The organism is Mesorhizobium sp. M1169 (genome assembly GCF_040318345.1).
Lineage (GTDB): Bacteria > Pseudomonadota > Alphaproteobacteria > Rhizobiales > Rhizobiaceae > Mesorhizobium.
Genome location: NZ_JAMYME010000007.1, coordinates 118,789 through 137,399, shown reverse-complemented (window position 1 = coordinate 137,399; position 18,611 = coordinate 118,789). Strand labels below are relative to the sequence as shown.

General features: G+C 64.5%; 18 protein-coding genes. 11 read left to right on the top strand and 7 right to left on the bottom strand.

Annotated elements, in window-relative coordinates; translation table 11 throughout:
* Position 1 precedes the first annotated feature (1 nt).
* From NKH41_RS10120 to NKH41_RS10110, 3 genes are read left to right on the top strand one after another with little or no spacing between them, the layout of a single operon-like run.
* Positions 2 to 979, top strand: a complete 978-nt coding sequence (locus tag NKH41_RS10120; protein WP_352767773.1) for an ABC transporter permease — start codon at positions 2 to 4, stop codon at positions 977 to 979.
* Positions 976 to 1,851 (top strand): MurR/RpiR family transcriptional regulator, encoded by an 876-nt coding sequence (locus NKH41_RS10115; protein WP_023676730.1) that lies wholly within the window; start codon positions 976 to 978, stop codon positions 1,849 to 1,851. Before NKH41_RS10120 ends, NKH41_RS10115 begins: the two co-directional genes overlap by 4 nt.
* The gene (locus tag NKH41_RS10110; protein WP_352767774.1) at positions 1,848 to 2,765 is read left to right on the top strand and encodes a ribokinase; all 918 of its coding nucleotides are present in this window, start codon (positions 1,848 to 1,850) and stop codon (positions 2,763 to 2,765) included. The genes NKH41_RS10115 and NKH41_RS10110 overlap by 4 nt, the downstream gene beginning before the upstream one ends.
* Positions 2,766 to 2,775: 10 nt before the next feature.
* Here the strand turns inward: NKH41_RS10110 and NKH41_RS10105 are convergent, their stop codons facing one another.
* Positions 2,776 to 3,801: a LacI family DNA-binding transcriptional regulator gene (locus NKH41_RS10105; RefSeq protein WP_352705151.1), complete on the bottom strand. Its 1,026-nt coding sequence runs from the start codon at positions 3,799 to 3,801 to the stop codon at positions 2,776 to 2,778.
* Positions 3,802 to 3,997: 196 nt separating this feature from the next.
* Between NKH41_RS10105 and NKH41_RS10100 the strand changes: the two genes are divergently transcribed.
* From NKH41_RS10100 to NKH41_RS10080, 5 genes are all read left to right on the top strand, one after another.
* Entirely contained in the window at positions 3,998 to 5,032 is a 1,035-nt protein-coding gene (locus tag NKH41_RS10100; RefSeq protein WP_352767776.1) for a Gfo/Idh/MocA family protein, read from the top strand.
* Positions 5,032 to 5,937, top strand: coding sequence for a sugar phosphate isomerase/epimerase family protein (locus tag NKH41_RS10095; protein WP_352768044.1), 906 nt, complete (start codon positions 5,032 to 5,034; stop codon positions 5,935 to 5,937). Before NKH41_RS10100 ends, NKH41_RS10095 begins: the two co-directional genes overlap by 1 nt.
* A gap of 165 nt (positions 5,938 to 6,102) precedes the next feature.
* Entirely contained in the window at positions 6,103 to 7,116 is a 1,014-nt protein-coding gene (locus NKH41_RS10090; protein ID WP_352767778.1) for a substrate-binding domain-containing protein, read from the top strand.
* 86 nt (positions 7,117 to 7,202) lie between these two features.
* Positions 7,203 to 8,000, top strand: a complete 798-nt coding sequence (locus NKH41_RS10085) for an ATP-binding cassette domain-containing protein (RefSeq protein WP_352614309.1) — start codon at positions 7,203 to 7,205, stop codon at positions 7,998 to 8,000.
* Entirely contained in the window at positions 7,997 to 9,046 is a 1,050-nt protein-coding gene (locus NKH41_RS10080) for an ABC transporter permease (RefSeq protein WP_352614310.1), read from the top strand. Before NKH41_RS10085 ends, NKH41_RS10080 begins: the two co-directional genes overlap by 4 nt.
* Before the next feature lie 12 nt (positions 9,047 to 9,058).
* Here NKH41_RS10080 and NKH41_RS10075 read toward each other — a convergent pair whose 3' ends face one another.
* On the bottom strand, positions 9,059 to 11,782 hold the full coding sequence (locus tag NKH41_RS10075; protein ID WP_352767780.1) for an ATP-dependent helicase: 2,724 nt from the start codon (positions 11,780 to 11,782) through the stop codon (positions 9,059 to 9,061).
* Between the two features lie 252 nt (positions 11,783 to 12,034).
* On the opposite strand from NKH41_RS10075, the gene NKH41_RS10070 reads away from it, so the two are divergent.
* Entirely contained in the window at positions 12,035 to 14,347 is a 2,313-nt protein-coding gene (locus NKH41_RS10070; RefSeq protein ID WP_352767781.1) for a glucose/quinate/shikimate family membrane-bound PQQ-dependent dehydrogenase, read from the top strand.
* 10 nt (positions 14,348 to 14,357) lie between these two features.
* On the opposite strand, the gene NKH41_RS10065 is transcribed toward NKH41_RS10070, so the two are convergent.
* Positions 14,358 to 14,789, bottom strand: coding sequence for a hypothetical protein (locus tag NKH41_RS10065; RefSeq protein ID WP_352767783.1), 432 nt, complete (start codon positions 14,787 to 14,789; stop codon positions 14,358 to 14,360).
* 9 nt (positions 14,790 to 14,798) lie between these two features.
* Entirely contained in the window at positions 14,799 to 14,948 is a 150-nt protein-coding gene (locus NKH41_RS10060; RefSeq protein ID WP_023676719.1) for a hypothetical protein, read from the bottom strand.
* A gap of 275 nt (positions 14,949 to 15,223) precedes the next feature.
* Between NKH41_RS10060 and NKH41_RS10055 the strand changes: the two genes are divergently transcribed.
* Positions 15,224 to 16,123 (top strand): dienelactone hydrolase family protein, encoded by a 900-nt coding sequence (locus tag NKH41_RS10055; RefSeq protein ID WP_352767785.1) that lies wholly within the window; start codon positions 15,224 to 15,226, stop codon positions 16,121 to 16,123.
* On the opposite strand, the gene NKH41_RS10050 is transcribed toward NKH41_RS10055, so the two are convergent.
* Positions 16,124 to 17,032 carry an EamA family transporter gene (locus NKH41_RS10050; RefSeq protein ID WP_352767787.1) on the bottom strand — a complete coding sequence of 303 codons (909 nt, stop codon included), beginning with the start codon at positions 17,030 to 17,032 and terminating at the stop codon, positions 16,124 to 16,126. It lies immediately after the preceding gene.
* A gap of 90 nt (positions 17,033 to 17,122) precedes the next feature.
* On the opposite strand from NKH41_RS10050, the gene NKH41_RS10045 reads away from it, so the two are divergent.
* Positions 17,123 to 17,602, top strand: coding sequence for an Lrp/AsnC family transcriptional regulator (locus NKH41_RS10045; RefSeq protein ID WP_352456563.1), 480 nt, complete (start codon positions 17,123 to 17,125; stop codon positions 17,600 to 17,602).
* A 72-nt stretch (positions 17,603 to 17,674) separates the two neighbouring features.
* On the opposite strand, the gene NKH41_RS10040 is transcribed toward NKH41_RS10045, so the two are convergent.
* Positions 17,675 to 17,872, bottom strand: a complete 198-nt coding sequence (locus NKH41_RS10040; RefSeq protein WP_023676715.1) for a hypothetical protein — start codon at positions 17,870 to 17,872, stop codon at positions 17,675 to 17,677.
* 147 nt (positions 17,873 to 18,019) lie between these two features.
* Positions 18,020 to 18,505 (bottom strand): thioesterase family protein, encoded by a 486-nt coding sequence (locus NKH41_RS10035; protein ID WP_352619536.1) that lies wholly within the window; start codon positions 18,503 to 18,505, stop codon positions 18,020 to 18,022.
* Positions 18,506 to 18,611 lie beyond the last annotated feature (106 nt).

The following is an 18,611-nucleotide window of genomic DNA, read 5'->3' as shown; positions in this document are numbered from 1 at the left end:
GATGACCGATATAACCCAACACACAGCAGCGCGCCCAAGGGCAGATTTCCTGCACCGGTTTTCCGTGCGCGACGCCGGCACGCTGATCGGCCTGGTGGTGATCCTTGCCGTCTTCGGGGCGCTGGTCCCCGGCTTTTTTGCCGAGCGTAACCTGATCAACATCCTGCAGCAGTCGAGCATCAATGCCTGCCTGGCGTTGGGCATGACGCTGGTAATCATCTCGGGCGGCATCGATCTGTCCGTTGGGCCGACGGCAGCGGTTTCTGCCGTCATCTCGGCCTCGATGCTGGTTGCCGGCGTGCCGTTTCCGCTGGCCATCGCCGCCGGCTTCGCCATCGGCCTCGCCTGCGGACTGCTCAACGGCGTGCTGGTTGCCTATATCGGGCTGCAGCCCTTCATCGTCACGCTGGGAACGCTCAGCACCTACCGGGCGCTGGCGCTGATCTATACCGGCGGCAATCCGGTGCTCGGCCTGCCTGCCGGCTTCCGTGCCATCTTCAACGGCTCGCTGTTCGGATTGCCATTGGCGGTCATCATCGTGGCCGTGGTCGCGCTGATTGCCTGGATCATCCTCAAGAAGACGCCGTTTGGCGAATATCTGCTCGCCGTCGGCGGCAATGAGGAGGCGGCCTACATAGCCGGCGTGCCGATCGCCCGCACCAAGATCGCCGCCTATATGATCTCGGGCCTGCTGGCAGCGCTTGCAGCGCAGATCCTGATCGGCCGGCTGGGTGCGGCCGAACCCATTCTCGGCAATCTCTGGGAGCTCGACGCCATAGCAGCGGCGGCGATCGGCGGCGCCTCGCTGATGGGCGGCAAGGGCAGCGTCGTCGGCACCATCCTGGGTGCCGTCATCCTTGGCAGCATGCGCAACGGCCTGACGCTGATGAACGTGCAGTCCTTCTATCAGCTCCTGGCAACTGGCCTTATAATCCTCGCCGCGATGCTTATCGATCGCGTGACGAGGGGACGTGGATGACCTTGACCGGGCTGGACCTGAAAGCAGTAGGACCGCGCATTCGCATGATGATGCCGCATCTGACGCCGCTCGAGGCGAAGGTGGTTGAAACCGTCTTCGGACGGCGCGGCTTCGACGAGACCATACCGCTCAAGCAGATCGCCGAGGAGGCCGGTGTCTCGGAGGCGATGGTGGTCAAGATCGCCAAGAAGCTGGGTTTTTCCGGCTATCGCGATTTTCGCACGGCGGTCTATGAATACAGCCGCCTGCCGACCGCCGAGATGCATCAGGAGCTGTCGGTGGACGACAGTTCGGCCGAGATCGTGCAGAAGGTGTTCCGCACCTCTATCCAGGCGCTGGAGGAGACGCTGGCTATCCTCGACATGGACGATTTCGACCGTGCCGCCGATCTGCTTTACCGCGCCAGGAACCGCGATTTCTACGGCGTCGGCGGTTCGGCGCAGATCGCACGCGACGTCTCGCACAAATTCCTGCGCATCGGCATCCGCACCTCTGTCTACGACGATTCGCACATGATGCTGATGTCGGCCTCGCTGCTCGGCGCCGACGACATTGCTGTCGGCTTCTCGCATTCCGGCAACACGAGCGCCGTCATCGACGCCATCCAACTTGCGCGCAAAAGCGGCGCGCGTACGCTGGCCATCACCAACTATGACAACTCGCCATTGGCAGCCGTCGCCGACATCGTGCTTTGCTCGACCGCGCAAGGCTCGCCGTTGATGGGTGAGAACGCAGCGGCCCGCATTGCCCAGCTCAACATTCTCGACGCGCTGTTCGTCGCGGTCGCGCAACGCGACTACCAGGCGGCGGAGCGCAATCTCGGCCGCACCATGTCTGCGGTGACGTCGAAACGGAAAGATAAAGGCACATGACGGCTTCCCCGCCGCTGGTGACCGTATTCGGCAGCCTGCATTACGACATCATGGTCGAAGCCGCCGATCGCCCGCGCAAGGGCGAAACGGTGACCGGCCATTCCTGGCATCCAAAATGCGGCGGCAAGGGCGGCAACCAGGCGGTGTCGGCAGCGCGGGCCGGCGTGCATGCGGCGATGATCGGAGCTGTCGGCGACGATGATTTCGGCCGCGCGCTTCTCGACAATCTTGATCGCAACGGCGTCGACCAGCGCTTCGTGGGAGTGGCTTCGGGCGCCGGCTCGGGCATGAGCGTAGCGATTTTCGACGACAGCGGCGACTATGGCGCGGTGATCGTCTCGGGCAGCAATCTCACTCTCGGCGAAAAGGACATTATTGAGGCGGCCGAGTTGATCGCGCAAACGGCGGTTCTGCTGCTGCAAAACGAGGTACCGGAAGCCGCCAACATTGCCGCGGCGCGAGCGGTGAAGGCGCATGGCGGCCGGGTCGTTCTCAATGCGGCGCCGGCGCGAAAGCTGACAGCCGAACTGATCGCGCTGACCGACATCGTCATCGTCAACGCCATCGAGGCGGAGTTCCTGGCCGGCGTTCCGGTCGTCGACACGCTCGAGGGTGCTGCGAAGGCGGCCGGCATACTCGTCGGTTCCTATCCGGCTGCAATCGTCACGGCCGGCGGCGAGGGCGTTGCCTATCGCGACCGCGACGGCCAGGCATTCGCCTTGCCGGCGATGCCGGTGGAGGTGGTCAGCACCCACGGTGCCGGTGATGAATTCGTCGGCGCCTTTGCGGCGTGGCTTGCGCGTGGAGAGCCCGTCGAGGCGGCACTTGCCGCCGCCAATGCCGCCGCTGCCTCGCTGGTCGCAACGCCGGAGCGCGAGCGCGGGGGTCTTGATCAATCTGAGCCTGCTCAGTGACCGCCGCGATTCAATCGCTGTCGCGCGCGATCAGTTCCAGCGGCCAGACTTCACGGATGATGCGTGCGCCTTCGGCGCCGGCGTAAGCCGGGATCGATGCCAGCAGCATTTCGGCCAACCGCTCGCCCATCGGCTCCAGCGCCGGGCGGAAGCCGGTCAGCGCCGGCGAAAAATAGCGACAGAGCGGCGTGTCGACGATGACGATCACCGCAACGTCGTGGCCGGGCCTGATGCCCGCCTCGGCCAGAGCCTTGCAGCCGCCAAGCGCCATCGCGTCGTTGTTGAAGATGATGGCCGTCGGCGGGTCCTTGGAGTGCATGACCTTCGGCGTCACCGCGTAGCCGCCGGCCTCGTTGATGAAGCCGTCGGCGATCAACGCGGGGTCGAATTCGATGCCGTGCCGCCGCAACGCCTTGCGATAGCCGGCGAGGAACAGATAGCCGAAATTGAGGTCGAGCGACGGGCGGATGGCGGCGATGCGGCGGTGACCGCGCGCGACGAGACGATCGACCGCGTCAGCCCCGGCTTTTTCGAAATCGAGGTCGAGCGAGGGATAGGCATCGCCGCCGGAGCGGCTGCGGCCGAGCGTCGCGAACGGGAAACCGGCCTGGGTCAAATAGTCGATGCGCTCGTCCTCGCGCCGCGTCCAGGCCAGCACCACGGCATCGGCCCGCCGCGTCTCGACGACACGGCGCAGGCGCTCCTGCTGATAGTCGCCCGGCGCGCCCATCACCACGATCAGGTCGAGGCCGCTTTCGGCGAGCTTCGCCTGCAACCCGGTCAGGAACGGAATGAAGAACGGCTCGCCATATTCCTGGTCGCCCGGATGAGGCTGCAGCATGAAGGCGATCGAATGGGTGGCGCCGCGCCGCAGGCTGCGGCCGGACTGGTTCGGCGAATAATTCAGCTTCTTGGCCGCATCGAGCACGCGCTGGCGTGTGTCGGCATTGACGTCGGCGCGGCCGTTGAGCGCGCGCGACACCGTGCCGATGGAAATATTCAGGTGACGTGCAAGGTCGTGAATGCTGGACGCCAAAGGACAGTTCTCCCCCTTGCTTGGCTAGCACCGGCTGCTCTCCGGGCCAAGCCGACGCCACGATTTTTCACAGCCGGCCAATTGACATTCTACGCCATCGGGTGTGTTCTCGTAAACGTTTACGGAAGAACGTTTGCGGCTCTGCCGTGAACGCCGTGGCGATCGGTCTGGAGGGGCCGAGAGGGAGGAGTGCTGGATGATCAATGTCGTCCTTGTCGGCTGCGGAGCGATGAGCAAGACCTGGCTCGATGCGGCCAAGCAGATCGACGGGCTCGCCATTGTCGGCCTGGTCGATATCGACGCCGAAAGGGCGCGGGCAAGGGCGCGCGAATACGAGCTTTCCGGCGCCGTCATCGGAACCGAGCTCGACGCCGTGCTCGACCAGACCAGGCCCGACGCGGTATTCGACGTCGTGGTTCCCGCCGCCCGCCGCGAGGTCGCGCTTTCCGCCTTTGCCCACCATTGCCATCTCTTGACCGAAAAGCCGCTGGCCGACAGCCCGGACAATGCGCGTGCCATTGTCGAGGCCGCCCGCAGCGCCGGCCGCATCCATGCCGTCGTGCAGAACCGCCGCTATGTCGCCAATGTCAGGCGCATCCGGCGCTTTCTCGATTCCGGCGCCATTGGTGCGCCAACCAGCATCCACGCCGATTTCTTCGTTGCGCCGCATTTCGGCGGTTTTCGCGAAGAGATGCGCCATGTGCTGCTGCTCGATATGGCGATCCACACATTCGATGCAGCCCGCTACATGGTGGCCGGCGAACCGGCCGGCGTCTATTGCCAGGAGTGGGAGCCGGCCAACTCCTGGTATCGGCAAGGGTCGTCGGCAACCGCAAGCTTCGACCTCGGCGGCGGCAAGCTGTTCACCTATGCCGGCAGCTGGTGCGCGGCCGGCTTCCGTACAAGCTGGGACAGTACATGGCGGATCGTCGCCGAGCGCGGCAGCATTGTCTGGGACGGCGCGGACGGATTGAAGGCGGAAGTCGTGCGGCCGGTCCGTGAAGGCCTGTTCGACCGCACCGAACCGATAGCCGTGCCGCCGCTCGACCCGGCAGATCGCGTCGGCGGCCATCTCGGCATCATCCAGGATTTCGTCCGCGCCGTCGAAACCGGCACCGAGCCGGAGACGCGCGGCGCCGACAACATCAAGAGCCTGGCCATGGTTTTCGCTGCGATCGAGAGCGCCGAAACCGGGCGCCGGGTCGCCATCGCTCAACAGGAAGGATCATGATGCCAAACCCGCTGCTCGACATCAGGATCGGCACCATGGTGCGCGCCAATCTGGACGACCCGGCCGCCTATGTCAGGCAGATTCTGCCGCTCGGCTTCGAGAGCATCCAGCCGTTCTTCTGGCAGACGCTGGGCGGCAAGGACATTCCGCGGCTGGCGGGCGAGATCCGCGAGGCGATCGGCGATGCCGATGTCATCGTCTCGTCGATCGGCGTGTTCGGCAATCCGCTGGAGAGCGGCGAGATCGATCGCGGCGTGCTCGAGGCGTGGGAAACGATCATCGACAACGCGCATCTGTTCGGCACCAATGTGGTCAGCGGCTTCACCGGCCGCATCCGCGGCAAGCCGCTGCCCGACAGCCTGCCGCGCTTCCGCGAGGTCTGGGGGAAGCTGGCAAAGCGGGCCGCCGACAAGGGCGTGCGCATCGCCTTCGAGAACTGCGCCATGGACGGCAACTGGGCCAGCGGCGACTGGAACATCGCCCACAATCCGGACGCCTGGGAGCTGATATTCAACGAATTGCCAAACGACAATCTCGGCCTGGAGTGGGAGCCCTGCCACCAGCTGGTCTATCTGATCGATCCGATCCCGCAGATCCGCAAATGGGCGCAGCGTATCTTCCACGTCCACGGCAAGGACGCGACGGTGCGCTGGGACGTGATCCGCGAACATGGCGTGTTCGGCCGCCTGCCGTTCGTGCAGATGCGCACCCCTGGCTTCGGCGACAGCGACTGGACGCGGGTGATCAGCGAGCTGCGGCTGGTCGGCTACAAGGGCGCCATCGACATCGAGGGCTGGCACGACCCGGTCTATCGCGGCGATCTCGAGATCACCGGCCAGGCGCGTGCGCTGGATTATCTCCAACAATGCCGGGGAGGCGCGAGCTACCTGCCGAACCCGGTGTGAGGCTAATGCATGTCGCGCAAAAGTGCCCAGCGGTTTTGCGATAACGGCATACATAAAAACAGGACAAGCCGGCGGGAGGTGCCGGCCAGCGAAAGATTGCGGCGCAATACCGAAGCGATCGTCAAAACCCCTCGGCTAGCGAGGGAACAAAGGGAGGATAAGTGCATGAGCATTACGATGAGAAGGACAGTTCTGCGCTCGACCGTCGCGGCGGCCGCGATGGCGCTCTCCGCCGCACTCTCGACCTTGCCGGCGCAGGCGCTCGATGCCCAGTGGTGTAAGGATGTCCATATCCGTTTCTTCGTCGGCGGCGCCGAGGGCGATGCCTTCGGCACGATCGTCTATAATGGCGCGAAGCAGGCGGCGGCCGATCTCGGGCCGAAGGTCGACTACATCTTTTCCCAGTGGGATGTCGAGAAGATGGTGCAGCAATTGCGCGAGGCTGTCGCGGTCAAGCCCCAAGGCATCGCCATGATGGGCCACCCGGGCGACGCCGCGATCATGCCGCTGGCCGAACAGGCGCACAAGGACGGCATCAAGATGATGTACCAGAACGTGCCGGTGCCGACGGTCACGGCGGCGTTCGGCGGCGGCTATGTCGGTGCCCAGCAGGAGCAGCAGGGCCGCGCGCTTGGTGCCGAGGCGGTCAAGCTGGCCGGGCTCAAGGCCGGCGACAAGGCAATCATGATCGGCCCGTTCGAGAACGAGAGCCGCGGCGCACGCGAACGCGGCACTGTCGCTGCCCTCAAGGAAGCGGGCGTCGAGGTCATACAGCTCTCCTCGCCGCCAAGCGGCGAATGGGCTTCCGACCCCAATCTGGCCCTTCCGGTGATCACCGCGGCACTGCTCAACAATCCCGACGTCAAGGCGGTTGGCTATCCCGGCGGACAGATGCTGGGCAACGTCCCGACTTACATGCAGGCGGCGGGCAGGAAGCCGGGCGATATCTTCAACTTCGGCTTCGACACCAGCCCGCAGATCGTCGAGGGCTTCAAGGGCGGCTGGGTGCAGCTGACGGCCGACCAGCAGCCGTTCCTGCAAGGCTATCTGCCGATCCTCAGCCTCTGCCAGCAGGTTGTGCTGGGTCTCGCACCGATGAATGTCGACACCGGCGCCGGCTTCGTCACGCCGCAGAATTACGAGATCGTCGCCGAGCTCGCCAAGCAGGCGCTGCGCTGACCTCCCAAGCCGCCGGCCGGGATCGAGCCCGGCCGGCGGGACCGCCGGCGAAAAGGCCGGCACGCGACAATCAAGCGAGGATCGCCATGGCCGAACGCATCATCGAACTGCGCGACATCACCAAGTCCTACGGCCAGGTCTATGCGCTGGGCGGGGTCAATCTCAGCGTCGATCGCGGCGAGGTGGTCGGCCTGATCGGCGACAATGGCGCCGGCAAGTCGACGCTGATCAAGATCCTGTCCGGCGTGGTCAAACCGACCAGCGGCGAGATTCTCGTCCGCGGCAAGCCGGTGACCGGATGGAACCCTGCGCGCTCGCGCGACGCCGGCATCGAAACGGTGTTCCAGGACCGGGCGCTCGCCGTGCAGCAGACGATCGTGCGCAATATCTTCATGGGCCGGGAGCTCACCGGCTGGCTTGGCTGGCTGAAGGTCAACAAGGAGATCGCGGAGGCGAGCCGGCTGATGCGCGAGATCGGCTTCACCTCGAAAGTGTTCACGCCACAGTCGATCGTCGGCCAGCTCTCGGGCGGCGAACGGCAGGGCGTGGCGATCGCGCGGGCCATCTATAAGAAGGCGGAGCTGATAGTCCTCGACGAACCGACGACCGCGCTATCGCTGACCGAGACCGCCAAGGTCTTCCACTTCGTGCGCCAGGTGCGGGCGAGCGGTCGCTCGATCCTGTTCATCGGCCACAACATCCACCACGTCTTCGATATCGCCGATCGCTTCGTGGTGCTGGACCGCGGCAAGGTCGCGCTCAGCGCCGACCGCAGCGAGGTCAAATCGGCCGAAGACCTGATCAATTTCATGGAAGACGTCGCCCACCCCAGCGGATTGCCGGGGTTGCACGACGCGGGCGATGCGGGGAGGGCGGCACGATGAGCAAGACCATGGAACCCGATCTGCAGAGCCCCCTCGGCGGCACGCATGGCGAAACCGCCGGGAAAGAGTGGAGACACCCGTCCGACAATTGGCTGCGCGGGTTCATCCTCGACAACCGCGCCGCGCTCGGCACGCTTGCCGTGTTCATCGTCATGATGGCGGTGTTCATGATCGCCAACCCGATCGTCTTCACCACCTGGTATCTCTACAGCTCCGTACTCACCACGCTGCCGGTGGCGCTGTTCGTGGTGGTGCCGCTGGTCTTCGTCGTCACTTGCGGCGAGATCGACCTGTCGTTTCCGGCGACGATGGGCTTTGCCTCCTGGGTGTTTGCGCTGGTCGTGCAGGCCGGCTACGACCCGTTCCTCGGCATCGCCGCCGCAATCGTCACCGGCATGCTGCTCGGCTTCCTGGTCGGCTCGCTGGTCGTCTATGGCGGGCTGTCGTCGCTGATCGCCACGCTCGGCATGAATTTCCTGCTGCGCGGCCTGATCCAGATCATCAACGAGGGCAGGTCGACGGCGCTGACCGGCCTTGCCGACAGCTGGGCCTACAAGATCTTCTCCAGCCAGCTTTACGGCATTCCGGTGCAGATCTTCTGGGCCATCGGCTTCGTCGTGCTGTCGGCGCTGCTTTACAACCGCCATCGCTTCGGTGCCCAGGTCAAGGTGGTCGGCGACAATCCAGACAGCGCCCAGCAGATGGGTATCGACGTCAAGCGCGTGCGCGTAAAAGTGTTCGTCTTCGTCGGCATCGGCGCGGCAATCGCCGGCACCTTCTCGGTGATGATCAACTTCACCTGGTGGCCGACGGCGGGCGACGGCTATCTGCTGCCGGTGCTGGCATCGGTGTTCGTCGGCGGCACCCCGACCTGGGGCGGCATCGGTACCGTCGTCGGAGGCGCCATCGGCGCGGTCACGGTCTCGTTCATCCAGACCGGCGTCGTCGCGGCAGGCCTGAGCGGCTTCTACGTCCAGTTCTTCAACGGCCTGATCATCATCCTGTCGCTGCTCGGCCACAAGTGGAACCAGGCGCGGTATCGCTAGCGCCCGGCGGCCTCACACCCCGGTGACAAACCCGTCCAGCACGCGTTTCTGGCCGGCTTTGTCGAAGTCGATGGTCAGCTTGTTGCCTTCGATGGCCGAGATGTTGCCGTTGCCGAATTTCTGGTGGAAGACGCGGTCGCCGACGCTGAAGGGGGACGGCGTGTCGGCGACGGATTTGGCGACCAGCTCGCCGTCGATGGTGCGCCCCTTGACCGAGGTGCGGCCGGCGCCGTAGCCGGAGTCGGTTTCGCCATAGCCGATGCGCTCGACCTGGTGACCGGAGCGCGTGCCCCAATTGCGGTCGGTCGCCTCGGTGCGGTTGGCCTGAGCACGCTGCCAGCCCGGTGTCGCATAGGTGCTGGAGAAAGCGCCGGATTTTTCGGCGCCGTTATTGCCGCCGATGTTGTCGAAGCGCGATGCCCCATAAGGGTTCTGCCTGCCTGCACCTTGGCCTCCACGACCGGAGGCGAACGAGCCGCCGCCATAGGCATTGCCGTAGCCGCCGTAGGAGTTGCCGCTCTCGGAAACTTCGACATGGGCTTCCGGCAGCTCGTCAAGGAAGCGCGACGGGATGGTCGATTGCCAGAGGCCGTGGATGCGGCGGTTGGAGACGAACCAGATGTGCAGGTTCTTCTTGGCGCGGGTCAGGCCGACATAGGCGAGGCGGCGTTCCTCCTCCAGCCCTGAGCGGCCGCCCTCGTCGAGCGAGCGTTGATGCGGGAACAGGCCTTCTTCCCAGCCGGGCAGGAACACGGTTTCGAATTCGAGGCCCTTGGCCGAATGCAGCGTCATGATGTTGACGGCGTCGAGCTCGGCGTTCTGCTCGGCGTCCATCACCAGCGCGACATGTTCGAGGAAGGAGCGCAGCGATTCGTACTCCTCCATGGAGCGGATCAGTTCTTTTAAGTTCTCGAGCCGGCCGGGCGCTTCGATCGAACGGTCGTTCTTCCACATGTCGGTGTAGCCGCTCTCCTCCAGAATGGTCTCGGCGAGCTCGGTGTGCGGGGTGGTTTCCAGCGCCTTCTGCCAGCGCTCAAAATTGGCCGCGACCTCACGAAGTGCGGCGCGTGGCTTCGGCTTCAGCTCGTCGCTCTCGGCGAGTTTTGCCGCCGCCTCCAGCATCGGGATGCGCAGCGCCCGTGCGGTGTCGTGGATCTGGCGGATGGTGGCCTCGCCCAAGCCGCGCTTCGGCACGTTGACGATGCGCTCGAAGGCGAGGTCGTCGGCGCCTTGTGCGACGACGCGGAAGAAGGCCAACGCATCGCGGATTTCGAGGCGCTCGTAGAAGCGCGGGCCGCCGATGACGCGGTAGTTGAGGCCGAGCGTGACGAAGCGGTCCTCGAATTCGCGCATCTGGAAGGACGCGCGGACGAGGATCGCCATGTCGTTGAGATTGTGCTTCTGGCGCTGATAAGCCTCGATGGTCTCGCCGACGGCGCGGGCCTCCTCTTCGGAATCCCAGGCGGCGTGGACATGCACCTTCTCGTCGTCCTCGGCGATCTTTTCGGTGAACAGCGTCTTGCCGAAGCGGCCCTCATTGTGGGCGATGAGGTGGGAGGCGGTGCCGAGGATGTGCGCGGTCGAGCGATAGTTGCGCTCCAGCCGGATGATGGTGGCGCCGGGAAAATCCTTGTCGAAGCGCAGGATGTTGTCGACCTCGGCGCCGCGCCAGCCATAGATCGACTGGTCGTCGTCGCCGACGCAGCAGATATTTACGGTGGACAGGCGCGGGCTTCCCTCCCCCTTGAGGGGAGGGTGGCCGGGCGAAGCCCGGTCGGGTGGGGTCCGTGCGGCAGTGCTTGACCTACCGGCGGCAGTGCTCGACGCTCTAGCGGTGCCTTCTGCGGCAACCCCCTCCGCCCGCTTCGCGGGCACCTCCCCCTCAAGGGGGGAGGATTGCGGCCGCTGTGCCAGCAGCCGCAGCCACATGTACTGGGCGGTGTTGGTGTCCTGGTATTCGTCGACGAGGATGTAGCGGAAGCGCTTGTGGTATTCCTTCAGCACGTCCGGATTGGCGCGGAAGATGCGGATCGGATGGCACAGGAGATCGCCGAAGTCGCAAGCGTTCAGCGTTTTCAGCCGCTCCTGATAGGCCTTGTAGAGCTCGCGGCCCTTGCCGTTGGCGAAGGCACGGGCATCGCCCTCGGGGATGTCGGCGGGGCCAAGGCCCTTGTTCTTCCAGCCGTCGATCATCTGGGCGAACTGCTTGGCCGGCCAGCGCTTGTCGTCCAGCCCTTCGGCCTGGATAAGCTGCTTGATCAGGCGCACGACATCATCCGTGTCGAGAATGGTGAAGTCGGATTTGAGCCCGGCCAGCTCGGCATGTCTGCGCAGCAGCTTCACTCCAATCGAGTGGAAGGTGCCGAGCCACGGCATGCCCTCGACATTGCCTTCACCGATCAACAGGCCGATGCGCTGCTTCATCTCGCGCGCCGCCTTGTTGGTGAAGGTGACGGCGAGGATCTGCGAGGGGAAAGCCTTGCCGGTGGCAAGGATGTGGGCGATGCGGGTGGTCAGGACGCGCGTTTTGCCGGTGCCGGCGCCGGCCAGCACCAGCACCGGGCCTTCGGTGGTTTCCACCGCCAGCCGCTGCTCGGGGTTGAGGCCGTTGAGATAATCGGGCGCGTTGTTCTGGTTGCTGCGGGCAGCCATGGCGCGCGCGGCAATGCCCGACGGGGCCGCGGGCCGCGCGTTCGGTTCGTCAAAAAAGGGCATGTCTTCCGAAAAGCCGGACATCTCCCCCCGAATGTAGTGATTCGGCAGCGAAAGGCCAGAAGTGTCTCCGTTTTGTTCTCTGTCCAGTCGGTAGACTCACAATCTGAATGGGTCCGCTAACCAAAACGCCGGGCTTGCTGAGGGTCGGCACCGTAAAACGCCGAGCTTGCTTGACAGGGGAAGCGGGCCGGAGAAAGTTGCGTGGGGGCAGGAGCGCAATGCCGGGTTGCCCATGGACGCGTCGCGGAGCGCACCAGTCGAAGGAGCACCGTCTTGGCTGTGGTCATTACCTCCCTGATCCTTTTCCTCATCGGCCTGGCGGTTGGCGGCGGCGGCATCTGGCTCGTGACGCTGGGCGGCAGCTGGTACTACGTCATCGTCGGTCTAGCTTTCCTTGTCGCGGCCTGGCTGCTCTACAGGCGCAGATCCACGGCGCTGTGGCTCTACGCGGCGATCGTGCTCGGCACGCTCGCCTGGGCGGTCTGGGAGATTGGCTTCGACTGGTGGGAGCTCGGCCCGCGCGGCGGCATCATCGTGCTTGTCGCGCTATGGCTGTTGACGCCATGGGCGCGGCGCGGGCTTACCGGTCCCGACGGACGCGCGCCGCTTATCCTCGCCGTGCTGGCATCGCTAGCCGTCGCCGGCTATTCGATGACGACCGATCCAAAGGATATTGCGGGTGAACTCAACACCGACAAGGTGACGCCGACGGCCGATCTTGGCGGCAACGTGCCGGCTGGCGAATGGCACTATTACGGTCGCACGCAATATGGCCAGCGCTATTCGCCGCTCGACCAGATCACCGCTGAAAACGTTGCCAATCTGCAGCCGGCCTGGACCTACCGCACCGGCGACGTGAAAGGGCCCGACGACATCGGCGAGACGACCTATCAGGTGACGCCGCTAAAAATCGCCGACACGCTCTACATCTGCACGCCGCATAATTTCGCCATCGCCATCGATGCCGCGAGCGGCAAGGAGAAATGGCGGTTCGATCCGCAGGTCAAGCTCAACAAGGACCGCCAGCACCAGACCTGCCGCGGCGTGTCCTATTATGCCGATGCCAAGGTCGCCGCCGGCCAGCCCTGTGCCACACGCATCTACCTGCCGACATCCGACGCCCGGCTGATCGCGCTCGATGCGGCGAATGGCCAGGTCTGCCCGACTTTCGCCGAAGGCGGCACGCTGAACCTGCTCGCCAACATGCCATATCCGAAGCCGGGCTATTATTATTCGACCTCGGCGCCGCTGATCGTCGCCAACAAGATCATCGTCGGCGGCGCGGTCAACGACAATTATTCGACGCAGGAGCCGTCCGGGGTCATCCGTGCCTACGATGCCGACACCGGCGCGCTGTTGTGGAATTGGGATTCCGGCAATCCGGACCAGACGACGCCGCTGCCGCCGGACCAGACCTACACCAACAACTCGCCCAACATGTGGTCGACGGCAAGCGCCGACGAGAAGCTCGGCCTGCTTTATGTGCCGCTCGGCAACAAGACGCCGGACCAGCTCGGCGCCGGGCGCAGCGCCAATGACGAGAAATTCTCCTCGTCGATCACCGCGCTCGATCTCAACAGCGGACAATTGCGCTGGGTGCGGCAGACCGTGCACCACGATCTCTGGGACATGGACGTGCCGGCGCAGCCGACGCTGGTCGACATCACCACGGAAAGTGGCGTGGTGCCGGCGCTGGTCGGGCCGACCAAGCAGGGCGACCTCTATGTGCTCGACCGGCGCAGCGGCGAGCCGATCGTTCCGGTCAAGGAAGTGCCGGCACCGGGCGGCGCGATCGAGGGCGACCATACCTCGCCGACGCAGCCGGTCTCGGATCTCAGCTTCAGTCCGAAACCGCTGACCGGTGCCGACATGTGGGGCATTACCATGTTCGACCAGCTGGCCTGCCGGATCGAGCTCCGGAAGTTGCGCTATGAGGGCCGCTACACGCCGCCGTCGCTGCAAGGCTCACTGATCTATCCCGGCAATTTCGGCACCTTCAACTGGGGCGGCGTGGCAGTCGATCCGGTCCGGCAGGTGATGTTCGGCATGCCGACATACCTGGCGTTCATCTCCAAGCTGGTGCCGCGCGCCGACGTGCCGCCGCCCGGTGACACCAAGGGCAGCGAACAAGGCCTGAACCGCAATGACGGTGCGCCTTACGCAGTGATATTGAAGCCGTTCCTGTCGCCGCTCGGCATTCCCTGCCAGGCGCCGCCCTGGGGCTATGTGGCGGGTGCCGACCTTCGGACCGGCAAGATCGTCTACAAGCATCGCAACGGCACCGTCTACGACATGACGCCGCTGCCGCTGCCGTTCAAGGTCGGCGTGCCCGGCATTGGCGGGCCGATGATCACTGCCGGCGGCGTCGCCTTCCTCGGTGCGGCGGTCGACGACTATGTGCGCGCCTATGACCTGACGACCGGCAAACAGCTCTGGCAGGCGCGGCTGCCGGCCGGCGGGCAGTCGACACCGATGACCTACACGGTAGCCGACGGACGCCAGTTGGTCGTCATCGTTGCCGGCGGCCACGGCTCGGTCGGTACCAAGCCGGGCGACTATGTGATGGCCTATACGCTGCCGAAATAGAGAAGTTCCTTCAGAGCCCGAGATGCCCTTTCAGGTCGGGTACCGATGCAAGTACCTCACTGGTCAGCTGCGGGCCGGCGGCTGTCTCGGCCTGCTGGACCAGCATCGTGCCGGCCTGGCTGATCTGAGCGAGCGTGAGGCCTGATGGCTTGAGTATGGCGACGCCGTTGATCAGCGCGCCGGTCTTTTCGCCGAGAGCGCCGCCGAGCGCGCCCTCCAGCGAGGACAGGAGGCCACCACCGGAAGCCGCGCCGGGAGCCATGACATCATATTGCTTGGCCAGGGCGTCGGCTCCCGGGATTTTGGCAAAGAAGCTGGACAGAGTCGTGCCTTCCGCCTCGTGTTCGAGCACCGAGAAAATCGTGCCGGCGACCTTTTCCGTCAAAGCCTGGTTGAGACCGGATTTCTGGGAGACGGTGTTGATGATGTCCTGAACGTCCATGACCTTTCCTCAGGCTTTGGTGTTTGCGGGCGGGTGCCGGTTGGCGCGGATCTTGATCAACGATCGTTTGAAGGCGGTGAAGGCAGTGAACCGCAGCGCCAGCAAAGCCATAGCGGCGAGGGCGAACCCACTTGCCAGAAGCGGGGAGGGAAAGGTCATGGGCGTGTTCCTTCGTCGTCAATCAGGCATTCTTTTCCCGCCAAATGGCCATTGTCGTTCGCCAAATGGCCCGAGTGAGGCATAGCCCGGTAACTTCTTTTTACATTGTGGTGCGTGCATTTAGCATTGCCACAAAGGACCAAAATTTAACGACAGTGGGGCTAGCGGCATCACGGCCCTCGCGCAGGGACTTATGGCAGCCTCACTCAGCCGTGACTGGATCAGGCAAGCTTCGGCTCTATGTTGCCGCGGGGGGCGCCGACGAGGAGCGCGCCATGACAACACCTGCCGAACCCACTGCCGCCGAGCCTGTCATTACCCAGGCGATGATCGACGCCTATGACGAATACACGCATCTGACGCTCGACCGGCGGCGCTTCATGGAGCAATTGACCAGGCTTGCCGGATCGGGTGCGGCAGCTGCCGCGATCGCGCCGCTGCTGGCGGCGAACTCGGCCCAGGCGGCAATCGTGGCGGAAGACGATCCGCGTGTGAAAGGCGAGGACATCAGCTATCCCGGCAGCGCCGGCGAGATGAAGGGCTATCTGGTCAGGCCGGCGGACCAGACCGGCAAGCTTGGCACCGTCATCGTGGTGCACGAGAACAGGGGTCTCAACCCGCATATTCGCGATGTGGCGCGGCGCGTGGCGCTGGAAGGGTTCGTGGCGCTTGCGCCGGACTTCATGACATCGCTCGGCGGCACGCCGGACGATGAAAACAGGGCACGTGACCTGTTTTCCCAGCTCGATCCAGCACAGGTCGCCGCCAATGCCGTGGCAACCGTCGCCTACCTCAAAGGCTACGAGGACGGCAACGGCAAGGTCGGCGCTGTCGGCTTCTGCTGGGGCGGCGGCACGGTGAACATGCTGGCCGTCAACGCGCCGGACCTCACCGCCGCCGTCGCCTATTACGGCATGCAGCCAAAGGCCGAGGACGTGCCGAAGATCAAGGCCGCGCTCATGCTGCACTATGCCGGGCTCGACACCCGCACCAATGCCGGCATCGATGCCTTCAAGAAGGCACTCGACGCGGCTCACGTCGAATACTCGGTCTATGTCTATGAAGGCGCCAACCACGCCTTCAACAACGACACGTCGGCGGCCCGCTACGACAAGAACGCGGCTGACCTCGCCTGGGGCCGAACGATCGCTTTCCTCAAGGAGAAGCTGGCCTGATCAGGTGGGCGCCGGCGCCGGTTTGTGAAGGGCGACGCCGGCCACCACCAACGCGATGCCGATGCAGTCGGTGAGGCTCGGCACCTGCCGCAGCACAATGACGCCGATCAACGTCGCGGTGACCGGCAGCAAAGACAGCATCAGCGCGAAGCTGGAGCGCGGCAGCCGCGACATGGCAAGCTGGTCGCAAATATAGGGAATGACCGACGAGCAGATGCCGACGCCGACCCCCGCAAGCAGCAGCGGCGGCGCCGAGAAAGCCGGCAGAGCATCGGCGAAACCGATCGGCAGAACGACGAGAAGGGCGACCGCCATGGCGGCACCCAGCCCGGCGATGCCATCACCGGCGCCGCCGCGCGCGACGCGGTGGCCGAGCACGATGTAGCCGACGAACAGCGTGCCGTTGAGGAAGGCCCAGAACAGGCCGACGGGATCGCTCGACCATTTGACGTCGATCAGCAACAGGGTGCCGGCGACAGCGATTGCGAGGGCGGCGAGATTGCGCGGGCTTTTGAGGCCAACAAGCGCAACGCCGATGGTGCCGACGAATTCGATCGCCGCCACCAGCGAGATCGGCAGCCGGTCGAGCGCCAGGTAAAACGAGCAATTCATCACCCCAAGGCAGACGCCGAAAGCCACAAGCAACAACCGCGTCGAGCGATCGGCGCGGGCGAAGACAGCCCATGGCCGGGTCAATGGGGCAAAGACGAGTGCCGCGGTGGCGATGCGCAGCCAAGCCATGCCGAGCACGCCGACATGCGGGAAGAGCAGCACCGCGAAGGCCGGTCCGAGATAGTGGAACATGGCGCTGACGCCGAACCAGAGATGCGGCGGGACCGCGTTTGCCAAGGTAAAGGCGGGGCCGGCGAGTGCCGGACTTGCCGCTGGGGCTTGCGTCCGATCTTGCATGGGATCAGTATCGCAGGCGATTTTTGCGATTGATATGGATGGTGGCCGGGCATTGCGGCCATTTCCTTTCCGAAAGCAAGGAGTATTCCGCTGAAACGCCTTCGAAATGAAAATAGCGATCTGGATCCGGCGGATCTGAAAATCCTGCGCCTGCTGGAAAAGGACGCGCGCACCAGCACCGCCGAACTGGCGCGGTCGGTCGGCCTGTCGGCGCCGAGCGTTGCCGAGCGCATCAAGCGGCTGCAGGAAAGCGGTGTGATCGAGGCCTATACGGTGCGTATCAATCCGGCCGCGCTCGGCATGAAGCTGTCGGCATGGCTGCGGATCAGGCCGGTGCCGGGGCAACTGGCTGTCGTGGCCGAAATCATCCGCGACCTACCGGAAATCGCCCAATGCGACCGGGTCACCGGTGAAGACTGTTTCATCGCGCTGGCGCATGTCGCCTCGGTGGCCGAGCTCGAGCGGGTGATCGACCGGATCATTCCGTTCGCGATGACCAATACGGCGATCATCCAGTCGTCGCCGGTGGTGCCGCGATCGCCGCTGGGTGCGGTGAAGCGCCAGCCTTGACACTTGGGATCGTTCGTCAGCACATCATCAGAAATGCAAACCGGACGGCCGGTCTGTTTTTTCCCCCACCGTTCAGGCGTGGCCGCGTTTCATCCGCGCCTGCTTCAGGATGGCGCGCCAGCGGATCATGGCGAAGGGGATCGGCTCGTTGTTGTTGGCGATGTGGAAGATCTCGTTATTGAGGTTCTTCAGCGAGCGCCAGAAATCATAGTCGGTGATGCGTGGATCAGCCGCCAGCCTGTCCGCCTCGACCTTGATATCGGTTTTCATGCACGTTCCCCGAACCGCTGCTGCTCCGCCGCCCGTATCGCAATTCGATGCGGACGGTTTTCCAACGCCGCACTGAGTCGTTCAACGTCTCAATTCGGCTTGTTCACGTTAAAACCTCGGTAAGGTTAACGGCGGTTGGGTTGCGGTTCAAGCCGGCTTACGACGAATACCGATCGAGCGGCCGGCGCGCTCCGGCATCGGCAGGGCGGCATGGGCGGCGCGCATCGCTTCCACCCTGGCCAGGACGTCGGCGGGGAAGGGCGCGACCTTCGGGCCAGCCATGTCGACGTGCAGCGACAGCGTTTCGGATGTGGCGGCAAGCCAGCCGTCGAGATGGCGGATTTCCTGATAGGCCCTCAGGCGCTTCTCGTCATGGTCGAGGAGTTGGAACGAGACCGTGACCTTGTGGTCGAGATGCAACTCCTGGACGTAGCAGACATGGACTTCCGCCGTGTAGATGGTCAGCCGTCGTTCTTTCACATAATCCGGCCCCATCCCCATCATCTCGAAGGCCTCGTCGGAGCAACGATCGAATAGCACGTTGTAATAGGCCATGTTGAGATGGCCATTGTAGTCGATCCAGGCCTCCTCGATGTCCATGGCACGAGAGACGAAAGGGGCGGAGATGGGCATCGGAAACTTCCTTCTCGTCATGCCGGGATGAGCGTGGACTGGACAGAGCGTGGTTGGTGAGACTACGCATCCGTAGATGCAGAACAAGGGTGGACGCTGGTCCATT